The organism is Mesorhizobium sp. M0047 (assembly GCF_040323315.1).
In the GTDB taxonomy this organism is placed as follows: Bacteria; Pseudomonadota; Alphaproteobacteria; order Rhizobiales; family Rhizobiaceae; genus Mesorhizobium.
The window spans coordinates 68475-87425 of sequence record NZ_JAMYUW010000015.1; the positions used below are offsets into that span (position 1 = coordinate 68475).

The following is an 18951-nucleotide window of genomic DNA, read 5'->3' on the forward strand; positions in this document are numbered from 1 at the left end:
CAGCTACTCCGCCGCTTCCAGCTTCGCGATGCGACGGCTCTGCCTGGCTTGCTCGTCATAATCGCGCTGCCATTCCGACGGCCCGTTCGAGGCGCCGACCTGCACCGCCGTCACCTTGTATTCCGGGCAGTTGGTCGCCCAGTCGGAGAAGTCGGTGGTGATGACGTTGGCCTGCGTGTCCGGATGATGGAATGTCGTGTAGACGACGCCTGGCGACACCCGGTCCGTGATCAGCGCGCGCAGCGTCGTCTCGCCCGAGCGGCTGGTCAGCCGGACCCAGTCGCCGTCGCGCAGTCCGCGGTTCTCGGCGTCGTGCGGATGGATCTCCAGCCGGTCCTCGCCGTGCCACATGATGTTGTCGGTGCGCCTGGTCTGCGCTCCGACATTGTACTGCGAAAGGATGCGGCCGGTGGTAAGCAGCAGCGGGAAGCGCGAGCCGGTCCTCTCGTCCGTCGCCACATATTCGGTGCGGATGAACTTGCCCTTGCCGCGCACGAACCCGTCGATATGCATGATCGGGGTGCCGAGCGGCGCCTTCTCGTTGCAAGGCCATTGCACGGATCCGACACGGTCGAGCAGCTCGAAGGAGACGCCGGCGAAGCTCGGCGTTGTCATGGCGATCTCGTCCATGATCTCGGAAGGATGCTGATAGTTCCAGTCCAGCCCGATCGCGCGGGCAAGCTCCTGCGTCGCCTCCCAATCGGCATAGCGCGCCTTCGGCTCCAGAACCTTGCGCACCATGTTGATGCGGCGCTCCGCGTTGGTGAAGGTGCCGTCCTTCTCCAGGAAGGTCGAGCCGGGCAGGAAGACATGGGCGTAGTTCGCCGTCTCGTTGAGGAAGAGGTCGTGCACGACGACGCATTCCATCGCGGCAAGGCCAGCGGCGACATGCTTGGTGTCGGGGTCGGACTGAAGAATGTCCTCGCCCTGGATGTAGATACCCTTGAAGCTGCCGTCGACGGCGGCATCCAGCATGTTGGGGATGCGCAAGCCGGGCTCGTCGTCCAGCTTCACGCCCCACAAGGTCTCATAGATGTCGCGCACGGCTTCGCCGGAGATATGGCGATAGCCGGGCAGTTCGTGCGGGAAGGAGCCCATGTCGCACGAGCCCTGCACGTTGTTCTGGCCGCGCAGCGGATTCACGCCGACGCCTGGCCGGCCGATATTGCCGGTTGCCATGGCGAGGTTGGCGATCGCCATCACCGTGGTTGAGCCCTGGCTGTGTTCCGTCACCCCGAGGCCGTAGTAGATCGCGCCGTTGCCCCCGGTGGCGTAGAGACGGGCCGCGCCGCGGATCGCCTCTGGATCGACGCCGGACAGCTTGCCGACGGTTTCGGGGCTGTTCTCCGGCAGGGCGACGAACGACGCCCAATCCTGGAACTCCGTCCAGTCGCAGCGTTCGCGGATGAAGGCTTCGTCGAAAAGACCTTCGGTGACGATGACATGCGCAAGCGCCGTCAGCACGGCGACATTGGTGCCGGGCTTCAGCGGCAGATGATAATCCGCTTCGACGTGTGCCGACTTGACCATCTCGGTGCGGCGCGGATCGAGCACGATCAGCCTGGCGCCCTGGCGCAGCCGCTTCTTCAGCCGCGAGGCGAACACCGGATGGGCCGAAGCGGGATTGGCACCGATGACGACGGCGACGTCGGTGTAATCGACGGAGTCGAAATCCTGCGTGCCGGCAGAGGTGCCATAGGTCTGGCCGAGCCCGTAGCCCGTCGGCGAGTGGCAGACGCGCGCGCAGGTGTCGACGTTGTTGTTGCGGAAGCCCTGCCGAACCATTTTCTGGACGAGGTAGGTTTCCTCGTTGGTGCAGCGCGACGAGGTGATGCCGCCGATCGCGGTGCGTCCGTACTGGTACTGGATGCGGCGAAATTCCTTGGCCGTGTGGGCGATCGCCTCTTCCCAGCTCACCTCGCGCCAGGGATCGGTGATTTTTTCCCGGATCATCGGCGACAGGATGCGGTCCTTGTGGGTGGCGTAGCCATAAGCGAAACGGCCCTTCACGCAGGAATGGCCGTGGTTCGCCTTGCCCTCCTTGTAAGGCATCATGCGAATGACCTCGTCTCCCTTCACTTCGGCCTTGAACGAGCAGCCGACGCCGCAATAAGCGCAGGTCGTGACGGCCGAGCGTTCCGGCAGGCCCTTGGCAAGGACCGTTTTCTCGCGCAGAGCATCGGTCGGGCAGGCCTGCACGCAGGCTCCGCAGGAAACGCATTCCGAATCGATGAATGCCTCGTGCATTCCCGCCGAGACCCTGGATTCGAAACCACGGCCCTCGATGGTCAGCGCAAAAGTGCCCTGGACCTCCTCGCAAGCCCGCACGCAGCGCGAGCAGACGATGCATTGCGAGGCGTCATAGGTGAAATAGGGGTTGGACTCATCGCGGGCGATGTAATCGACCGCCAGCGAGCCGTGGCCGGGCGCCACGCCACCTTCCGGCTTGACGTGGTTGCGGCCCTCGATGCCATAGCGGTTCTCGGTCAGGCCGATCGACTTCGCCACCGCATCGAACTCGCTGGCGCCGGTTCCGGCCTTCTCGTTCCAGCCAGTCGGATGGTCGGAGACGTAGAGTTCCATGACACCGCGGCGAATGGCGTCGAGCCGCTCGGTCTGCGTACGCACCACCATGCCCTCGCCGACGGGTGTCGTGCAGGAGGCCGGCGTGCCGCCGCGCCCTTCGATCTCGACAAGGCAGATACGGCACGAACCGAAGGAGTCCAGCATGTCGGTGGCGCAAAGCTTCGGGATCTCGACCCCGCCTTCCATCGCGGCACGCATGATCGAGGTGCCTTCCGGGACGGTGATGCTGCGGCCGTCGACGTTCAGCGTGACCTGCTTCTGCGCCTTCGATTCCGGGGTTCCGTAGTCGATCTCTTCGACGAGGGACGGGAAGTCGGCCTTGATGTTCATCTGCCAGCTCCTATTCAGCAGCCACGCGCACGGGCGCGGGCTTGAAGTCGTCGGGGAAATGGGTGATCGAGCTCATGACAGGGTAGGGCGTGAAGCCGCCCAGCGCGCACAGCGAGCCGAATTTCATCGTGTTGCAGAGGTCGGTGACCAGAGCGAGGTTCTTCTCCGGTTCGATGCCCGCGGCAATTCTGTCGATGGTCTCGACGCCGCGCGTCGAGCCGATGCGGCAGGGCGTGCACTTGCCGCAACTTTCGATGGCGCAGAACTCCATCGCAAAGCGGGCCTGTTTCAACATGTCGGCGGTGTCGTCGAACACCACGATGCCGGCATGGCCGATCAGCCCGTCCTTGGCCGCGAAGGCTTCATAGTCGAATGGCGTGTCGAACAGCGCGCGCGGGAAATAGGCGCCGAGCGGTCCGCCGACCTGCACTGCCTTGACGGGACGCCCCGTGGCCGTGCCGCCGCCGATGTCGTCGACGATCTCGCCGAGCGTCATGCCGAAAGCGGCTTCGAACAGGCCGGCATATTTGACATTGCCGGCGATCTGGATCGGGATCGTGCCGCGCGAGCGGCCCATGCCGAAATCCTTGTAGAAGGCCGCACCCTTGTCCATGATGATAGGCACCGAAGCCAGCGAGATGACGTTGTTGATCACCGTCGGCTTGCCGAACAGCCCCTTGTGAGCCGGCAGCGGTGGTTTTGCCCGGACCATGCCGCGCTTGCCTTCGAGCGAGTCCAGCAGCGCCGTCTCCTCGCCGCAGACATAGGCGCCTGCGCCGACCCGGATCTCCATGTCGAAAGCATAGGCCGAACCCAGCACGCTAGCGCCAAGAACGCCGGCCTTGCGGGCGATTTCGACGGCCTTGTTCATCACCGCCACCGCATGCGGATATTCCGAGCGGACATAGACGAAGCCCTTGGTCGCGCCTGTCGCGATACCGGCAATCGTCATGCCTTCGATCAGCACGAAGGGATCGCCCTCCATGATCATGCGGTCGGCGAAGGTGCCTGAATCGCCTTCGTCGGCGTTGCAGACGATGTATTTGCGGTCGCCTGATGTATCGAGCACCGTCTTCCACTTGATGCCGGTCGGGAAGCCCGCGCCGCCGCGCCCGCGCAGCCCGGATTCGGTCACCTCGGCGACAATGGCGGCCGGCGTCAGTCCCAGCGCATTCGTCAGTCCATTCAACCCGCCATATTTCTTGTAGGATTCGAGCGACAGCGGATCCGTGACGCCGCAGCGTGCGAAGGTCAATCGCGTCTGCTTGGCCAGGAAGGGGATTTTGTCCGGCACGCCCAGCCAGCGTTTGTGATGGCCGCCGGTGAGGAAGCCGCTGTCGAACAGGCTTTTGACGTCGGACGGCTTGACCGGCCCATAGGCGACCCGGCCATTGGCGGTCGCCACTTCGACCATCGGTTCGAGGAAGTAAGCCCCGCGCGAGCCGTTGCGCACGATTTTGGCTTCGATGCCGCGTTCGGCAAGCTCACTTGCGATCGCCTTCGCGACTTTTTCGGCACCCAGCGCCAGCGCGCCGGAGTCGCCGGGAATGTAAATACGCGGGATCATGAGCGCACCTCGGCAACGATTTCGTCGAGCTTTTCGTCATCGAGCCGCCCGATCACCTGGCCATCGAGCATTGCGGCGGGCGAACAGGCGCACAAGCCCAGGCAATAGACCGGCTCCAGCGTCACCGAACCGTCGCGGGCCGTCTCATGGAAGCCGATGCCAAGCAACTGTTTAAGTTTGGCGGCGATGGCGTCCGAACCCATCGACTGGCAGGATTCCGCCTGGCAGAGCTTCAGCACATGCCGGCCGGCGGGGTGGCTGCGATAATCATGGTAGAAGCTGACGACGCCGTGCACCTCGGCCCTGGAGATATTCAGCGCCTCGGCAATGACCGGCAGCGCATCCTTGGGCACATGGCCGAACTCTTCCTGGATGCCGTGAAGGATCGGCAGCAGCGGGCCTTCGAGGCCGTTCAACTCCTGGATGATCGCGGCTGTGCGCGATGTGATCTCGGTACTTGCAGGCTGCATCGTCAAGCAGCGCCCTCCCTGGTCGATAGCTTTTATCGCTAAGCCGTTACAAAATCAGAGGAAACCCGCTGAATCAATAAAGCTGTTTCGTTGATTGATAGAAAATTTCTATCAGTCTGGTTATCCAGCATTGCTAGCCTAGCGGTGGGCGTGGAAATCGTCCGCCAGCGCCATCGCCTCGTCCAACAGCGCCGAGACCAGTGGCGTGTGCGGTTCGCGCGGCGCCGCCACCAGGCCGACCGTGTGGCTGGCGTCCGGTTCGACGATCGGAATGGCCCGGATCGGTTCGGAAAAGCCGAATGTTTCCGTGAGGTTGAGTGGCATGATCGACGACCATTTGCCGGTCCGGATATGTGAAAACAGCACGATCATCGAGTTGGATTCCAGCGTCGGCCGCACCTGCACGCCGGCTTCGGCCAGATGCTGGTCGATGATACGGCGGTTCTGCATGTCCGGCGTCAACAGGCACAGCGGCAGGCTTGAGAGCTCCGCCCATGTCACTTTGTCGCGGTCGGAATAGGGATTTCCCATCGCGGTGATCAGTTGATAGCGCTCGTCATAGAGCGGCACGCTGGTGACCCGCCCCAGCGGCTCGTTGTCGAGATAGGTGATGCCGGCATCGATGTCGAAATTGCCAAGCAGCGACAGCACCTCGATGGAGGTTCGCGACAGCACCGAAAAGGTGACGCCCGGATGCTTTGCCCGAAACGGCGTCGTCAGCCGCGCCACCATGGCCAGAGCCGTCGGGATGGCGGCGATGCGGATGCGGCCCGAAAGACCGTAGCGCGCAGCGCGCATCTCCTCGCGCATGGTGCGGGTGTCGCCGACGATGCGGCGCGCCCACACCAGGACCTGTTTTCCCTCCGGCGTCAGCCCCTGGAAGCGCGAGCCGCGCAAAACCAGCATCACCCCGAGCTGGCCCTCCAGCTGCTTGATGCCGGCCGACAGCGTCGGCTGGGTCACGCCGCACAATTCCGCCGCCCGGCCGAAATGCTCCTCCCTGGCCAGCGCAATGAAGAATTCCAGCTTGTCGATCATGCGATCTTTCCGGTCGTTCGACGCAAGGTCGGGGAAATCGCATTTTATCGCAAGCGCCATGCGCAATTGGCCTGCATCCACATCTTTAAGCCGGCTAGCTGTTCCCCCCGGCTGAATGCGGCGCTATGTGGATGAAACTGGGAGATCGACCATGCTGGGCTGGTTCCGCAAGCTTTTGCCGCGCGAAGATCGCTTCTTCGAACTGTTCGAACGACATTCCCGCACGGTGGTCGGCGGCGCCGAGGCGCTGGAGCAGCTTCTCCAGGGCAAGGACATCGAGCGCTGGTGCCAGAAAATCATCGATCTCGAAGACGAAGCCGACCATATCACCGCGGAAGTGCTGCTGGCGGTGCGGCGCTCCTTCATCACGCCTTTCGATCGCGGCGACATCAAGGACCTGATCCAATCGATGGATGATGCCATCGACATGATGCACAAGACGGTCAAGACGGTGAGGCTGTTCGAAAAGAAGGAATTCGATCCGCTGATGCAGGAAATGGGCGGCGTCATCGTCGCCGCCGCCAAGTTGGTGGCCGAGGCGATTCCGCTGCTCAGCAAGGTTGGTGCGCACACCGTGCGCCTCAATGCCATCGCCGAAGAGGTCATGCGCGTCGAAAGCCGGGCCGATGATCTGCACGAGCAGGGTTTGAAGGATCTCTTCAGGAAGCATGGCAGCAGCGACCCGATGGCCTACCTGATTGGCTCAGAGATCTATGGCCAGCTGGAAAAGGTGGTCGATCGCTTCGAGGACGTCGCCAACGAGATCAGCGGCATCGTCATCGAGAATGTTTAGGTGATGGAAGAAGCCACCATTGCCTTTCCCGTGCTGGTCGGCCTCGTCGTCGTCGCGCTGTTCTTCGATTTTCTCAACGGCCTGCACGACGCGGCCAACTCCATCGCCACCATCGTGTCCACCCGGGTGCTGAGGCCGCAATATGCGGTGTTGTGGGCAGCCTTCTTCAATTTCATTGCCTTCATGTTCTTCGGCCTCCACGTCGCCGAGACAGTGGGAAAGGGTATCGTCGACGTCAGCGTCGTCACGCCGGCGGTGATTTTCGCCGCCCTTGTCGGCGCCATCGTCTGGAACATCGTAACCTGGATGGTCGGCATTCCGTCTAGCAGCTCGCATGCTTTGATCGGCGGTCTTGTCGGTGCCGGGGTGGCAAAGGCCGGGCTCGGCGCCATCGTCTGGACGGGACTCGGCAAGACTGTCGCTGCTATCGTCGTGTCGCCGGCGACCGGTTTTGTCTTGGCACTCGTCCTGATCCTGACCGTTTCCTGGCTCTTCCTGCGCCAGTCGCCGTTTGCGGTCGACAGCACCTTCCGCGTCCTGCAGTTCTTTTCCGCCTCGCTCTATTCGCTCGGGCATGGCGGCAACGACGCCCAGAAAACCATGGGCATCATCGCCGTGCTGCTCTATTCGCAAGGCATGCTCGGCGCGACTTTCTATGTGCCGCTGTGGGTCGTACTCACCTGTCAGTCGGCGCTGGCCCTCGGCACCCTGTTCGGCGGCTGGCGTATCGTTCACACCATGGGCTCGAAGATCACCCGGCTGAATCCGATGCAGGGTTTTTGCGCCGAGACCGGTGGCGCCATCACCCTGTTTGCCGCCACCTGGCTCGGAGTTCCCGTTTCGACCACGCACACCATCACCGGCGCCATCATAGGCGTTGGCGCCGCTCGCCGGGTCTCGGCGGTGCGCTGGGGCATTGCCAGCAGCATCGTCATTGCCTGGATCGTCACCTTGCCGGCGACCGCTATGATCTCGGCGCTCACCTACCTCGCTGTCGGCCTGGCGAGGTGACGCGAAGACATCTAGCTGTCCACAAGGTTCAGGATGTTGCCGTCTGGGTCCTTGAACCAGGCGACCTTCATGCCGGAGCCGACATGGACGTCGCCCTCCAGTGTCAAGCCCGGCATATCATAGTGCTCGAAGCTGACGCCCTTCGACTTCAGCGCCTTGACGACATTGCCGATCTCGTCGCCCACGGTCCACGTCACCGCTGTTGCCTTGTTGGTTCCGGCATATTGGGAATGATAGACATTGATGGCTGTGTCGCCGCTTTTATACACGATCAGTTCACCGCCCTCATCGTGCACCTGCTTCAGGCCAAGCGTTCCCCCATAGAAAGCCTTGGCTTTCGCGAGATCCTTTACCGCGAGATTGGCTGTTGCGTTGCAGTTTGCGAGCATGATGATCTCCTTCCCTGGTTGTCGTGCTCCTCATGGTCATGCAGATAGGTCGCACCGGCTGATTGGCGACCGTCAACCCTCTGGAGTGATCGGCCACCTTGGCTGCCGTTTTCCGCGGTTGCGTTCGATCAGGAGGTCAGACGGGCCTCGTCGTTTTTCCGGGCACGCCGAGGCAGCTATTGCTCCACGGCTTGGTTCTGTCCGGAAACTGCATTATCTGAAGCCCTGAACGTCCAAGGAAAATATCATGTCCGCCGTCCAGCAGAACGTCACCAAGGAAATCGTCACCGAGCGTCTGAAGACGGTCAACGGGCCGGATTTCACCGGCAACATCGTCGACCTCGGCATGGTTTCGGAGATTTTCATCGCCGACGGGAAGGTCTTCTTCTCGATTACCGTTCCCGCCGCCCGCGCCCAGGAGATGGAGCCGCTGCGTGCCGCCGCCGAACGTGTCGTCAAGGCGATCCCCGGTGTCGCCGGCGCCGTCGTCGCCCTGACGGCCGAAAAGAAGGGCGGCGGCATGGAGGCTCCGGTCCCGTCTCGCCCCGCACCCAGGCCGGCTCCACCCGCTGCTGCCGCGCCGCGTGCTGCTCCGCACGCGCCGGCCTCGCACAGCTCCGGCAAACGCGGCGTGCCCGGCATAGAGGCAATCATTGCCGTTGCTTCCGGCAAGGGCGGCGTCGGCAAGTCGACCACCGCCGTCAACATCGCGCTCGGCCTCGCCGCCAACGGCCTGCGCGTCGGCGTGCTCGACGCCGACATCTACGGCCCATCCATGCCGCGGCTGCTCAATATTCATGGCCGGCCGCAGACCGTCGATGGCAAGATCTTGAAACCGATGGAGAATTACGGCCTGAAGGTGATGTCGATGGGCTTCCTCGTCGATGAGGAAACGCCGATGATCTGGCGCGGCCCGATGGTGATGTCGGCACTGACGCAGATGCTGCGCGAGGTCGAATGGGGCCGGCTCGACGTGCTCGTCGTCGACATGCCGCCCGGCACCGGCGACGCGCAGCTGACCATGGCCCAGCAGGTGCCGCTGGCCGGCGCCGTCATCGTCTCGACGCCGCAGGATCTGGCCCTGATCGACGCACGAAAAGGCCTCAACATGTTCAAGAAGGTCGACGTGCCGCTGCTCGGCATCGTCGAAAACATGAGTTATTTCGTCGCGCCGGACACCGGCAAACGCTACGACATCTTCGGCCATGGCGGTGCGCGCCGCGAGGCCGAGCGTCTCGGCGTCACCTTCCTCGGCGAAGTGCCGCTTGAGATGGGCATCCGCGAAAGCTCGGATGCCGGCGCGCCGGTTGTCGTCTCGAAGCCCGACGGCGCCGAGGCGAAAGTCTACCGCGACATCGCTTCGAAGGTTTGGGACCGGGTCAACGAAGAGCGTGGTGCCGCTGCTGCGGCGGTGCCGAGCATCGTGTTCGAGTAGCACGGATATCCCTCCCCCTTGAGGGGAGGGTGGCCCGGAGGGCCGGGTGGGGCCGGCGGTGACGCGCTCCAACTTCTTCTGTCGAAGGTCGAGGCAGTTCAGTGAAAAGTTGAGGCAGCTGAGGCGACCCCTCCCGCATCGCTTTGCGAGGCACCCTCCTCTCAAGGGGAGGGTTAGCCGCCGACCTTTTCGCCGAACGAGGAAAAAAACTGTCCGGCGAGTTTCTTCGAGGTCGATTCGATCAGCCGGCTGCCGAGCTGGGCGATCTTGCCGCCGACATCGGCCTTGGCGGCGTATTTCAACACCGTGGTATCGGGCCCATCTGATGCCAACGTCACGTCCGCACCACCCTTGGCGAAACCGGCAATGCCACCCTTGCCTTCACCCTGGATGGTGTAGGAGTGCGGCGGCTTCAGGTTCTTCAACGTCACTTCGCCGTTGAACGTCGCCTTGATCGGTCCGATCTTCACCACCACGGTCGCCGCCATTTCGGTCGGCGATTTCATCTCCAGGCTCTGGCAGCCGGGAATGGTCGCCTTCAGGACCTCGGGATCGTTCAGCGCTTCCCACACTTTTTGCAGGGAAGCGGCAATGCGCTCCTCGCCTTCGATCACCAAAGCCATGAAAACCTCCCGGACAAGACTGAATGAAGCCCTAACGCACGGCTGGCTGCCTGTCTATCACACCAAAGTCCGGTTGCGACCGCACGCCCTCTTGCCTGCTCTCGCGCGTTGCCATATCGATTTGTCTTACAAATACGGAGACCACCAATGGCAGGCGCCCCCACCCACAAGAAAAAATTTCGCTCGCAGGAGTGGTTCGACAATCCCGACAACCCGGGCATGACGGCGCTCTATCTCGAGCGCTACCTGAATTACGGCCTGACGCGCGCCGAACTGATGTCGGGCAAGCCACTGATCGGCATCGCCCAGACCGGCTCCGATCTTTCGCCCTGCAACCGGCACCATATCGAACTCGCCAAGCGCGTGCGAGAAGGCATCGTCTCGATGGGCGGCATCCCTTTCGAATTTCCCTGCCACCCGATCCAGGAGACCGGCAAGCGCCCGACCGCCGCTCTTGACCGCAACCTTGCCTATCTTGGCCTGGTCGAAGTGCTTTACGGCTACCCGCTCGATGGCGTCGTGCTCACCATCGGTTGCGACAAGACGACGCCGGCCCTGCTGATGGCGGCGGCCACCGTCAACATCCCGGCGATTGCGCTGTCGGTCGGCCCGATGCTCAATGGCTGGCACAAGGGCAAGCGCACCGGTTCGGGCACCATCGTCTGGGAATCACGCCAGCGCCTGTCGGCTGGCGAGATCGGCTATGACGAGTTCATGGATATCGTCGCCTCCTCGGCGCCGTCCACCGGCTATTGCAACACCATGGGCACCGCCACGACGATGAACTCGCTGGCCGAGGCGCTCGGCATGCAGTTGCCTGGTTCGGCCGCCATTCCCGCGCCGTACCGCGAGCGCGGCCAGATTTCCTATGAGACGGGAAAGCGCATTGTCGAGATGGTGCACGAGGATTTGAAGCCGTCGGATATCATGACGCGCAAGGCCTTTGAGAACGCCATCGTCGTCAACTCGGCTATTGGCGGCTCGACCAATGCACCGATCCATCTCAACGCCATCGCCCGCCATCTCGGCGTGCCGCTCGACAATGACGACTGGCAGAAGGTCGGGCTCAAGATCCCGCTCATCGTCAATCTGCAGCCGACAGGCGAATATCTCGGCGAGGATTATCACCACGCGGGCGGCGTGCCCGCCGTCGTGGCCGAATTGATGAAGGGCGGATTGCTGCCTTTCCCCGAAGCCATCACCGTCAACGGCAAATCGATCGGCGACAACTGCAAGGGGGTCGTCAACGAGAACATCGAGGTCATCCGCACCGTGGCCGAGCCGTTGAAAGCCAATGCCGGCTTCATCAACCTGCGGGGCAATCTGTTCGATTCGGCGATCATGAAGACCAGCGGCATTTCGCCGGAGTTCCGCGAGCGCTATTTGTCCAACCCCAGGGACCCCGAGGCTTTCGAAGGCAACGCCATGGTTTTCGACGGGCCGGAGGATTACCACGCCCGCATCGACGATCCGGCGCAAGGCATCGACGAACACACCATCCTGTTCATGCGCGGCGCTGGCCCGGTCGGCTATCCCGGCGGTGCCGAGGTCGTCAACATGCAGCCGCCGGCCTACCTCATCAAGAAGGGCATCCATGCGCTTGCCTGTATCGGTGACGGTCGCCAGTCGGGCACGTCAGGTTCGCCGTCGATCCTCAACGCCTCGCCGGAAGCGGCGATCGGCGGCGGGCTGGCGCTGTTGAAGACGGGCGACCGTGTCCGCATCGACCTGCGCAAGGGCACGGCCGATATCCTCGTCACCGATGACGAGATCACCCGCCGCCGCGCCGAACTGCAGAACGATGGCGGCTATCACTATCCCAAGCACCAGACGCCCTGGCAGGAGATCCAGCGTGGCATGGTGGCGCAGTTCTCAGAGGGAATGGTGCTGGAGCCAGCGGTGAAATACCAGGATGTCGCGCATACCAGCGGTGTTCCCAGGGACAATCACTGATATTCCAGGATAATCGCTGATTATCCTCGGGATAATCGCTGATTATTCCAGGCGACGATTGCTGATGCTGGATCATTGACAGGCGGCCTGAACTATCAGGCTGCCTCTCGGGCTCCGTTCGGCGTGTCCCGGTCGAGGGTCGAGAACCATCCGTCAACAACCGCTATCGCCATACCGCAATTGTCCCGGCTCATCGGTCTGCTGGCGTCCCCGGCAGGGGAGAGACACGCATAAGGAAGGATCCAAAGCCACGGCCTTTGTATTCCGCTTGCGAACCTCCTAATTGCGTTGAAACGGATTGGAACTCATGGCGGGACGGCGCTCTTCTCTCGGCTTCCTCGGAATGTTCGGCCGCTCAAGCGATTTGAGACAGCTCGACGTCGCATTGCGGGCCGCCGACCTTCACCCAGCCCTTGTGCCGGAGGGCGTAAAACTCACCATCGTCAATCTGATGAAGGATCACTGGTCCGACGAGCCGCCCACCCAGGCGTATGCGGAAGTGGCGCAATTGTTCAGCTATTGCGTTGCTGGGCCAGAAACCTTCGAAAGCTCCCACGGCCTGCCGCAACGGCAGGACGTCGAGCGCCGGGTCGAGGCCGCGGTGCAGGCCGGCGACAGTTTCGATGCGCAAATCGTATTGATGACCCTGCACGCCAAGCTGATCAGCGCCGAGGTCGTCGAGCGCTATGGGCTGGGCACCGAATAGCTGTTCCGGGAGCGTTGTTTACCCGCCCATCCTGCCGCGCGGCAATTTGATCATTTCGCCAAAGCGGGCGCGCAGCCGGTCGTCGATCGGCTTCGGCACATGGCGCGGAAAGCGCTCGGCAAGCACCCGCTTCTTCTCGATGATCGCCCGCTGCAAGATGTCGGGCCGGCCCTTCTCGTTCCATTCCTTGGGAGAAAAGCGATCGCCGACGGCGGGGTAAAAATACTCCGTCTGCATCAGCCGCAGCGTCTGCTCATTGCCGAGATAGTGGCCCGGACCCTTCAGGCAGACATCGGCAATGGTATCGATCGACAGCGCTTCGTCGCTCACCTCGATGCCACGCACGCAGCGCAGGCAGTGGCCGAGCATGTCGTTGTCGATGATCAGGCTTTCCAGGCAAAAGCCGAGCAGGGAGGCATGCATGCCGGCCGATTCATAGACGAGATTGAGCCCGGCGAGACCGGCCATCACGTCGGTGATGCCCTTTTCGTAGCCGGACTGGATATCGGGCAGTTTCGAATCCGTCATGCCGGCGGCTGAACCGCCAGGCAAGTCGTAGTATTGCGCCATTTGTGCGCACGCTGCAGTCAGGACTGCCTGCTCGGCCGAACCGCCGGACATTGCGCCGGTGCGCAGATCCGAAACGAACGGCCAGGTACCGAAGATCGCCGGGTGGCCCGGCTTGATGGCGTTGACATAGACCAGACCGGCCAGCACTTCGGCCACCGCTTGCACCACCGCACCGGCAATCGCCGCCGGTGCCGTGGCGCCGGCCTGCCCGGCCGACAGCAGGAGAATCGGGATGCCGCCCTCGACGCAAGCCTCGAGCACGCCGCAGGCGTCCTCGGCGAACTTCATCGGCGGCACCACGAAGCAGTTCGAGTTCGACACGAACGGCCGGGCGCGGAAGTTCTCCTCGCCTCCGGCAATGGCATAGAGCATTTCGAGCGCCGGCTGCACATTCTCGCGCACCGTAAACGAGGTGCCGACATGCTTGGACGTACCCATCACGCAGGCATAGAGCGTGTTGAAATCCATTTCGAGCGGATCGGGAATATCGCGCGGCACCATCGGCCGCTGGAAGAAGTGGATATTGTCGAGCCCTTCGACGAGGCGGGCGGCGTCATAGATGTCCTGCAGCAGCGACTCGCGATATTCGCGCTTCTCGACGTCGACCAGATGCACGGCAGCTCCGGCCGTGCCGTAATGCACGCGCTTACCCTTGATCAGCATGTCGTGCTTGGGGTCCTGGCCGTGTAGCGTGAAATGCCGTGCCGCTTTTTTGATCGTGTCGAGCACGAGCGCTCGTGGAAAGCGGATGCGCCCATCGTCGCCATAGGTGCCGCCGGCCTCTGTCAAGGCTTCGATGCAAGAGGGGATGGCATTGGCAAAGCCAACCGTCTCCAGGAGCGTCAACACCGCTTCGTGGATGCGTTCCTGGTCGTTCTGTGTCAGCGGTCCGTAGCTGCCGCCTTCGAGGCCGGCGCGCACCGGCTTGATGTCGTCGGCCAAGGGTGCTGCCCGCATGGCGCGGCGCGCTTCGCGCCCGCCGGAGCGACGCGAACGCTGGTCCGCCGCCGCTTCCTGCTTTTCAAGAACTGACATGGAGACACTCCACCTTTCCGAGAAGCAGGGCGCGGCGGTTGGTCCACCATCGGCTGCTTCTTCCCCTTTGTGCTCCGACTATGCCGCCGGCATTGGCCCAGACTATGAGCCAGAGGGTCCGGTCGCATATGCCAGAACACTAAAGGACCGGAGCCACGCCTGCACGGCTGCGGTCCAAAGGGGTGGGCGATGGATCAGGCGGCCGCCGGCCTGCGTCCGGCGGCGGTGGCGAGTTCACGGATGCCTGGCTCGATGTGCTGCAGCGCGATTGACGAGATGCCCAGCCGCATGAAACGCGAAGGCTTCTCGGTCCGATCGAAGAAACGGTCGCCCGGCTCGATGATGACGCTGCGCGAGGCTGCTGCCTCGGCCAGCCCGCGTGAATCGGTGCCGCGCGGTCCCTCGAGCCACAGCGACGTGCCGCCGGCCGAATCAGTCGAGCGCCACTCCGGCAGGAAGGCGGAAATCGCATGGACCAGCCGCTTGCGCCGCTCGTCGAAGGCCGACGACAGCCGTCGTACCAGCGCCTCATGATGGCCGAGCGACAGGAAGAGTGCTACGGCGCGCTGATTGTTGGCCGGCGGATGACGCAGCATGAAGCGGCGCAGTGCCCTGAGCTCGGAGATCAGTCCGGCAGACGCCACGATGTAGCCAAGCCGCAGGCCGGGAGCCAGCGTCTTCGACATCGAGCCGACATAGACGACACGGCCGGAACGATCGAGGCTTTTCAGCGCCTGCTGCGGTGCTTCGTCGAGAAGCTGGCTGTCATAGCCGTCCTCGATGATGATCTGGTTGTAGCGGTTGGCTCGCGCCAGAAGATCCTGCCGCCGTTCCGCCGAAAGCGGCACCATCGTCGGGCAATGGTGGCTGGGCGTGACGAAGACGAACCCGGAATCGTTGGGAATAGAAGCGGTTACGATGCCGGACTGGTCGACCGGCACCGGCTGTATGTCGGCGCCTGCAAGGCGGAAGATCGAGCGTGCATCGGGGTAGCCGGGATCCTCCATCGCCACCTTGGAGCCCTTGGACATCAGCAGCGTCGCCAGCATGTAAAGCGCGTTCTGGGCGCCCAGCGTGACGATGATCTCGTCGGGATTGGCGAAGATGCCGCGTCGCGGCAACAGCCGCGCCTGGATCTGCTCGATCAGCAGCGGATCGTCGCGGTCGACCATGTCGGACGCCCAGTTGCGGATTTCGAGCACGGCAAGCGCCATGCGGTTGCACTCGCGCCACTCGGCGGTCGGGAACAGCGCCGGGTCGAACTGGCCGTAGACGAAGGGGTAGGACGACTTGATCCAGTTCTCGTGCTTGGCCGGCGGCGGCATGTCGCTGGCGGCGATCTTGCGGCGTGCCTTCCAGTCGATTTCGTTGGCCTGGTCGGGCGCCTTCTGGTGCGGCTTGGCAGGCGTTGCCAGCACATCGGGATTGACGAAATGGCCACGCCGCTCGCGTGCCACCAGGAAGCCCTGGTCGACGAGCTGCTGGAACGCCAGCACGACGGTTCCGCGCGCAACGCCGAGCTTTTCAGCCAGGATCCGGCACGAAGGAAGCGGCATCGAAGCGGCAATCTGGCGGTCGAGAATGGCGGCCACGATGGCTTGGCGGATCTGCGCCTGCAGGGTCTGGCCCGATTCCGCCGAAATCCGGAACAGGCCGGACCATATGGCCGTGTCGTTACGCTGTGGCATGGGAGGTGTTCCTCGATGGCCAGTCTTTTTCGCTTGGCTGGACCAGCCGAACGTAACCGTGGCACAAGGGGTTGCGCCAATCAATTTTTCTGATCGTTGGGATTTATGCCAGTGATCCTTCACGCCATTTTGATGCTGCGCTGCGGCATCGCGGGGTGACGCGGCGCCTCGTCCCGGCGATGACTTCGTGCGTCATCGCTGCGCATTGAAATGGCTCGAATTAGGTTCGATAGATTGTCGCGACGACACGCGCCGGAAACATCCGGTTCGTAATGATGGCTCGAGGTTTCGGAGTTCGGCAGTGGATCAATCGTCCTTCCAAAAACAGCTCGCTGCCTTGCGCGATCATCGCGCGGCGGCGCCCGCCAGCATGCGCCAGGCCTTCGCCGCTGATCCCAAGCGTTTCGAGACATTCTCCGCCACCGACGGCGACCTTCTGCTCGACTGGTCGAAATGCGCCGTCGACGGGCTCACCATGGACTTGCTGGAACGGCTCGCCAAGGCGGCCAATCTCGAAGGTCGTCGCGCCGCCATGTTCGCCGGCAAGAAGATCAACCTCACTGAGGATCGCGCCGTGCTGCATACGGCGTTGCGCAACCTGACCGGCAAGGGCGTCACCGTCGATGGCCAGGACGTCAAGGCGGACGTCATAGCCGTGCTCGACGCGATGGGCGCCTTTGCCGACGCCGTGCGGTCGGGCAAGGCGGCTGGCGCCACGGGCAAGAAGATCACCGACATCGTCAACATCGGCATCGGTGGTTCCGATCTCGGTCCGGCCATGGCGACGCTGGCACTGGCGCCCTATCATGACGGGCCGCGCGCGCATTACGTCTCCAACATCGACGGCGCCCATATCCACGACACGCTGAAGGGCCTGTCGGCCGAAACCACGCTGTTCATCATCGCCTCCAAGACCTTCACCACCGTCGAGACGATGACGAATGCGCAGACGGCGCGCAAATGGGTGCAGGAAGCGCTCGGCAAGGAAGCGGTGGGCAAGCATTTCGCCGCCGTCTCGACCGCGCTCGACCTGGTGGCCAAGTTCGGCATCGCGCCGGATCGCGTCTTCGGCTTCTGGGACTGGGTCGGCGGCCGCTATTCGCTCTGGGGCGCGATCGGCCTGCCGGTGATGATCGCTGTCGGCCCGCGGAATTTCCGCGCGTTCCTCGATGGCGCGCACGAGATGGACGAGCATTTCCGCACCGCGCCCGTGCTGGAGAACCTGCCGACGTTGCTGGGACTGGTCGGCTGGTGGCATCGCGTGATCTGCGGGTATCCGGCGCGCGCCGTCATCCCTTATGACCAGCGCCTATCCAGGCTACCGGCCTATCTGCAGCAACTCGATATGGAATCCAACGGCAAGAGCGTCACCCTCGAAGGCGCCGACGTAACGACGCCGACCGGACCACTGGTCTGGGGCGAGCCCGGCACCAACGGCCAGCATGCCTTCTTCCAGCTGCTGCACCAGGGCACTGATTTCATCCCGGTCGAGTTCCTTGCCGCGGCCGTCGGCCACGAGCCCGAGCTCAAGCACCAGCACGATCTGCTGCTCGCCAACTGCCTGGCGCAGTCGGAAGCGCTGATGAAGGGCCGGACGCTTGAGGAGGCCCGCGCCCAGATGCTGGCCAAGGGCATGAAGCCGGCCGAGGTCGACAAAATTGCCCCGCACCGCGTCTTCTCCGGAAACCGGCCCTCCGTGACCATCCTCTACCGCAAACTCGATCCGCGCACCTTTGGCCGGCTGATCGCGCTCTACGAGCACCGCGTCTTCGTCGAGGGAACGCTGTTCAACATCAACTCCTTCGACCAGTGGGGCGTCGAACTCGGCAAGGAACTCGCCACCGGCCTTCTGCCTGTCGTGGAGGGCAAGGAAAGTGCCGCCAAGCGGGATGCATCGACCGCTGGTCTCGTGGGATTCATCCACCATTTGCGTGGATCGGAGTGAAAAGCTTGGCAGACATCAAGGGTATATTGTTCGACAAGGATGGAACGCTTGTCGACTTCAACGCGACCTGGCTTGGAGTTGCCGACTTCATGGCCATGGATGCGTCCGAGGGTGATCGCTGGAAAGCCGACAGGCTGCTGGCGGCCGCCGGCTTCGATTTCACCAGCAAGCGCTTCAAGCCTGACTCCATCTTTGCCTCCGGCACCAATCTCGACGTCGTCGAATTGTGGTTCCCGCGGCTGTCCAATGAGGACCAGATGCTTGCGGTTGCCCGCTTCAACGAGATCACCTCGGTGCAGGGCTCGGCGATGGCTGTGGCGCTGCCGGGCATCGTCGACACGCTGACGGCCTTGCACAGAAAATCCTACCGGCTTGGCGTCGCCACCAACGATTCGACCAGCGGTGCGGAAAAGACGCTTGTCACGCTGGGCGTCGCCCAGCTCTTCGACGCGGCTTATGGTTACGACGCGGTGGCCAATCCGAAGCCGGCGCCCGACACCATCCTGGCCTTCAGCGATCTCACCGGGCTGAAGCCGGCTGAAATCGCCATGGTTGGCGACAACCGCCACGACCTCGAAATGGCGCGGGCCGGCGGCTGCGGGCTGGCGGTCGGCGTGCTCTCGGGCACCGGCACCCGCGAATCGCTGGCCGGGATTGCCGACATTGTTCTTGATTCGGTTGCCGATCTGCCCGACTTCCTCTCGGCACGGGTCAAGGAGACGATCTGACCGGGCTAGGCTTGGCAAATCGACTTGGGACTTTCCCGCCAACGGCTGAGATGGGGTGGTGAGCCGAACGTCTGCAGGTAGTCG

The 18951-nt window shown here is 63.2% G+C and carries 15 protein-coding genes; 7 read left to right on the forward strand and 8 right to left on the reverse strand.

Features of this window, described 5'->3' with window-relative positions:
• Window positions 1-3: 3 nt before the first annotated feature.
• From fdhF to NKJ89_RS16775, 4 genes are all read right to left on the reverse strand, one after another.
• On the reverse strand, window positions 4-2916 hold the full coding sequence (gene fdhF, locus NKJ89_RS16760) for a formate dehydrogenase subunit alpha (protein ID WP_352604023.1): 2913 nt from the start codon (window positions 2914-2916) through the stop codon (window positions 4-6).
• A 10-nt stretch (window positions 2917-2926) separates the two neighbouring features.
• Entirely contained in the window at window positions 2927-4483 is a 1557-nt protein-coding gene (locus tag NKJ89_RS16765) for a formate dehydrogenase beta subunit (RefSeq protein WP_352604025.1), read from the reverse strand.
• Window positions 4480-4953 carry a formate dehydrogenase subunit gamma gene (locus NKJ89_RS16770; protein ID WP_502904138.1) on the reverse strand — a complete coding sequence of 158 codons (474 nt, stop codon included), beginning with the start codon at window positions 4951-4953 and terminating at the stop codon, window positions 4480-4482. The genes NKJ89_RS16765 and NKJ89_RS16770 overlap by 4 nt, the downstream gene beginning before the upstream one ends.
• 138 nt (window positions 4954-5091) lie before the next feature.
• On the reverse strand, window positions 5092-5991 hold the full coding sequence (locus NKJ89_RS16775; protein ID WP_023758219.1) for a LysR family transcriptional regulator: 900 nt from the start codon (window positions 5989-5991) through the stop codon (window positions 5092-5094).
• A 151-nt stretch (window positions 5992-6142) separates the two neighbouring features.
• Here NKJ89_RS16775 and NKJ89_RS16780 point away from each other — a divergent pair, with 151 nt between their 5' ends.
• Complete coding sequence (locus tag NKJ89_RS16780; protein WP_023758218.1) at window positions 6143-6784, forward strand: DUF47 domain-containing protein; 642 nt, start codon at window positions 6143-6145, stop codon at window positions 6782-6784.
• Between the two features lie 3 nt (window positions 6785-6787).
• A complete protein-coding gene (locus NKJ89_RS16785; protein ID WP_352604029.1) occupies window positions 6788-7795 on the forward strand; it encodes an inorganic phosphate transporter in 1008 nt (335 codons plus the stop codon).
• Between the two features lie 11 nt (window positions 7796-7806).
• On the opposite strand, the gene NKJ89_RS16790 is transcribed toward NKJ89_RS16785, so the two are convergent.
• A complete protein-coding gene (locus NKJ89_RS16790) occupies window positions 7807-8184 on the reverse strand; it encodes a VOC family protein (RefSeq protein WP_352604031.1) in 378 nt (125 codons plus the stop codon).
• A 247-nt stretch (window positions 8185-8431) separates the two neighbouring features.
• On the opposite strand from NKJ89_RS16790, the gene NKJ89_RS16795 reads away from it, so the two are divergent.
• Complete coding sequence (locus tag NKJ89_RS16795; protein ID WP_352604033.1) at window positions 8432-9619, forward strand: Mrp/NBP35 family ATP-binding protein; 1188 nt, start codon at window positions 8432-8434, stop codon at window positions 9617-9619.
• Between the two features lie 173 nt (window positions 9620-9792).
• On the opposite strand, the gene NKJ89_RS16800 is transcribed toward NKJ89_RS16795, so the two are convergent.
• Entirely contained in the window at window positions 9793-10242 is a 450-nt protein-coding gene (locus tag NKJ89_RS16800) for an SRPBCC family protein (protein ID WP_352604035.1), read from the reverse strand.
• Between the two features lie 147 nt (window positions 10243-10389).
• On the opposite strand from NKJ89_RS16800, the gene NKJ89_RS16805 reads away from it, so the two are divergent.
• Both NKJ89_RS16805 and NKJ89_RS16810 read left to right on the forward strand, forming a co-directional pair.
• A complete protein-coding gene (locus NKJ89_RS16805; RefSeq protein WP_352604037.1) occupies window positions 10390-12195 on the forward strand; it encodes an IlvD/Edd family dehydratase in 1806 nt (601 codons plus the stop codon).
• Window positions 12196-12502: 307 nt separating this feature from the next.
• Window positions 12503-12901, forward strand: a complete 399-nt coding sequence (locus NKJ89_RS16810) for a hypothetical protein (RefSeq protein WP_352604039.1) — start codon at window positions 12503-12505, stop codon at window positions 12899-12901.
• Between the two features lie 18 nt (window positions 12902-12919).
• Here the strand turns inward: NKJ89_RS16810 and NKJ89_RS16815 are convergent, their stop codons facing one another.
• Complete coding sequence (locus NKJ89_RS16815; RefSeq protein WP_352604041.1) at window positions 12920-14506, reverse strand: trimethylamine methyltransferase family protein; 1587 nt, start codon at window positions 14504-14506, stop codon at window positions 12920-12922.
• Window positions 14507-14700: 194 nt separating this feature from the next.
• Complete coding sequence (gene pdxR, locus NKJ89_RS16820) at window positions 14701-16194, reverse strand: MocR-like pyridoxine biosynthesis transcription factor PdxR (protein WP_023758211.1); 1494 nt, start codon at window positions 16192-16194, stop codon at window positions 14701-14703.
• A 301-nt stretch (window positions 16195-16495) separates the two neighbouring features.
• On the opposite strand from pdxR, the gene pgi reads away from it, so the two are divergent.
• Together pgi and NKJ89_RS16830 are read left to right on the forward strand one after the other, a co-directional pair.
• Window positions 16496-18139, forward strand: coding sequence for a glucose-6-phosphate isomerase (gene pgi, locus NKJ89_RS16825; protein ID WP_352604043.1), 1644 nt, complete (start codon window positions 16496-16498; stop codon window positions 18137-18139).
• A 5-nt stretch (window positions 18140-18144) separates the two neighbouring features.
• Window positions 18145-18867 (forward strand): HAD family hydrolase, encoded by a 723-nt coding sequence (locus NKJ89_RS16830; protein ID WP_352604045.1) that lies wholly within the window; start codon window positions 18145-18147, stop codon window positions 18865-18867.
• Window positions 18868-18951 lie beyond the last annotated feature (84 nt).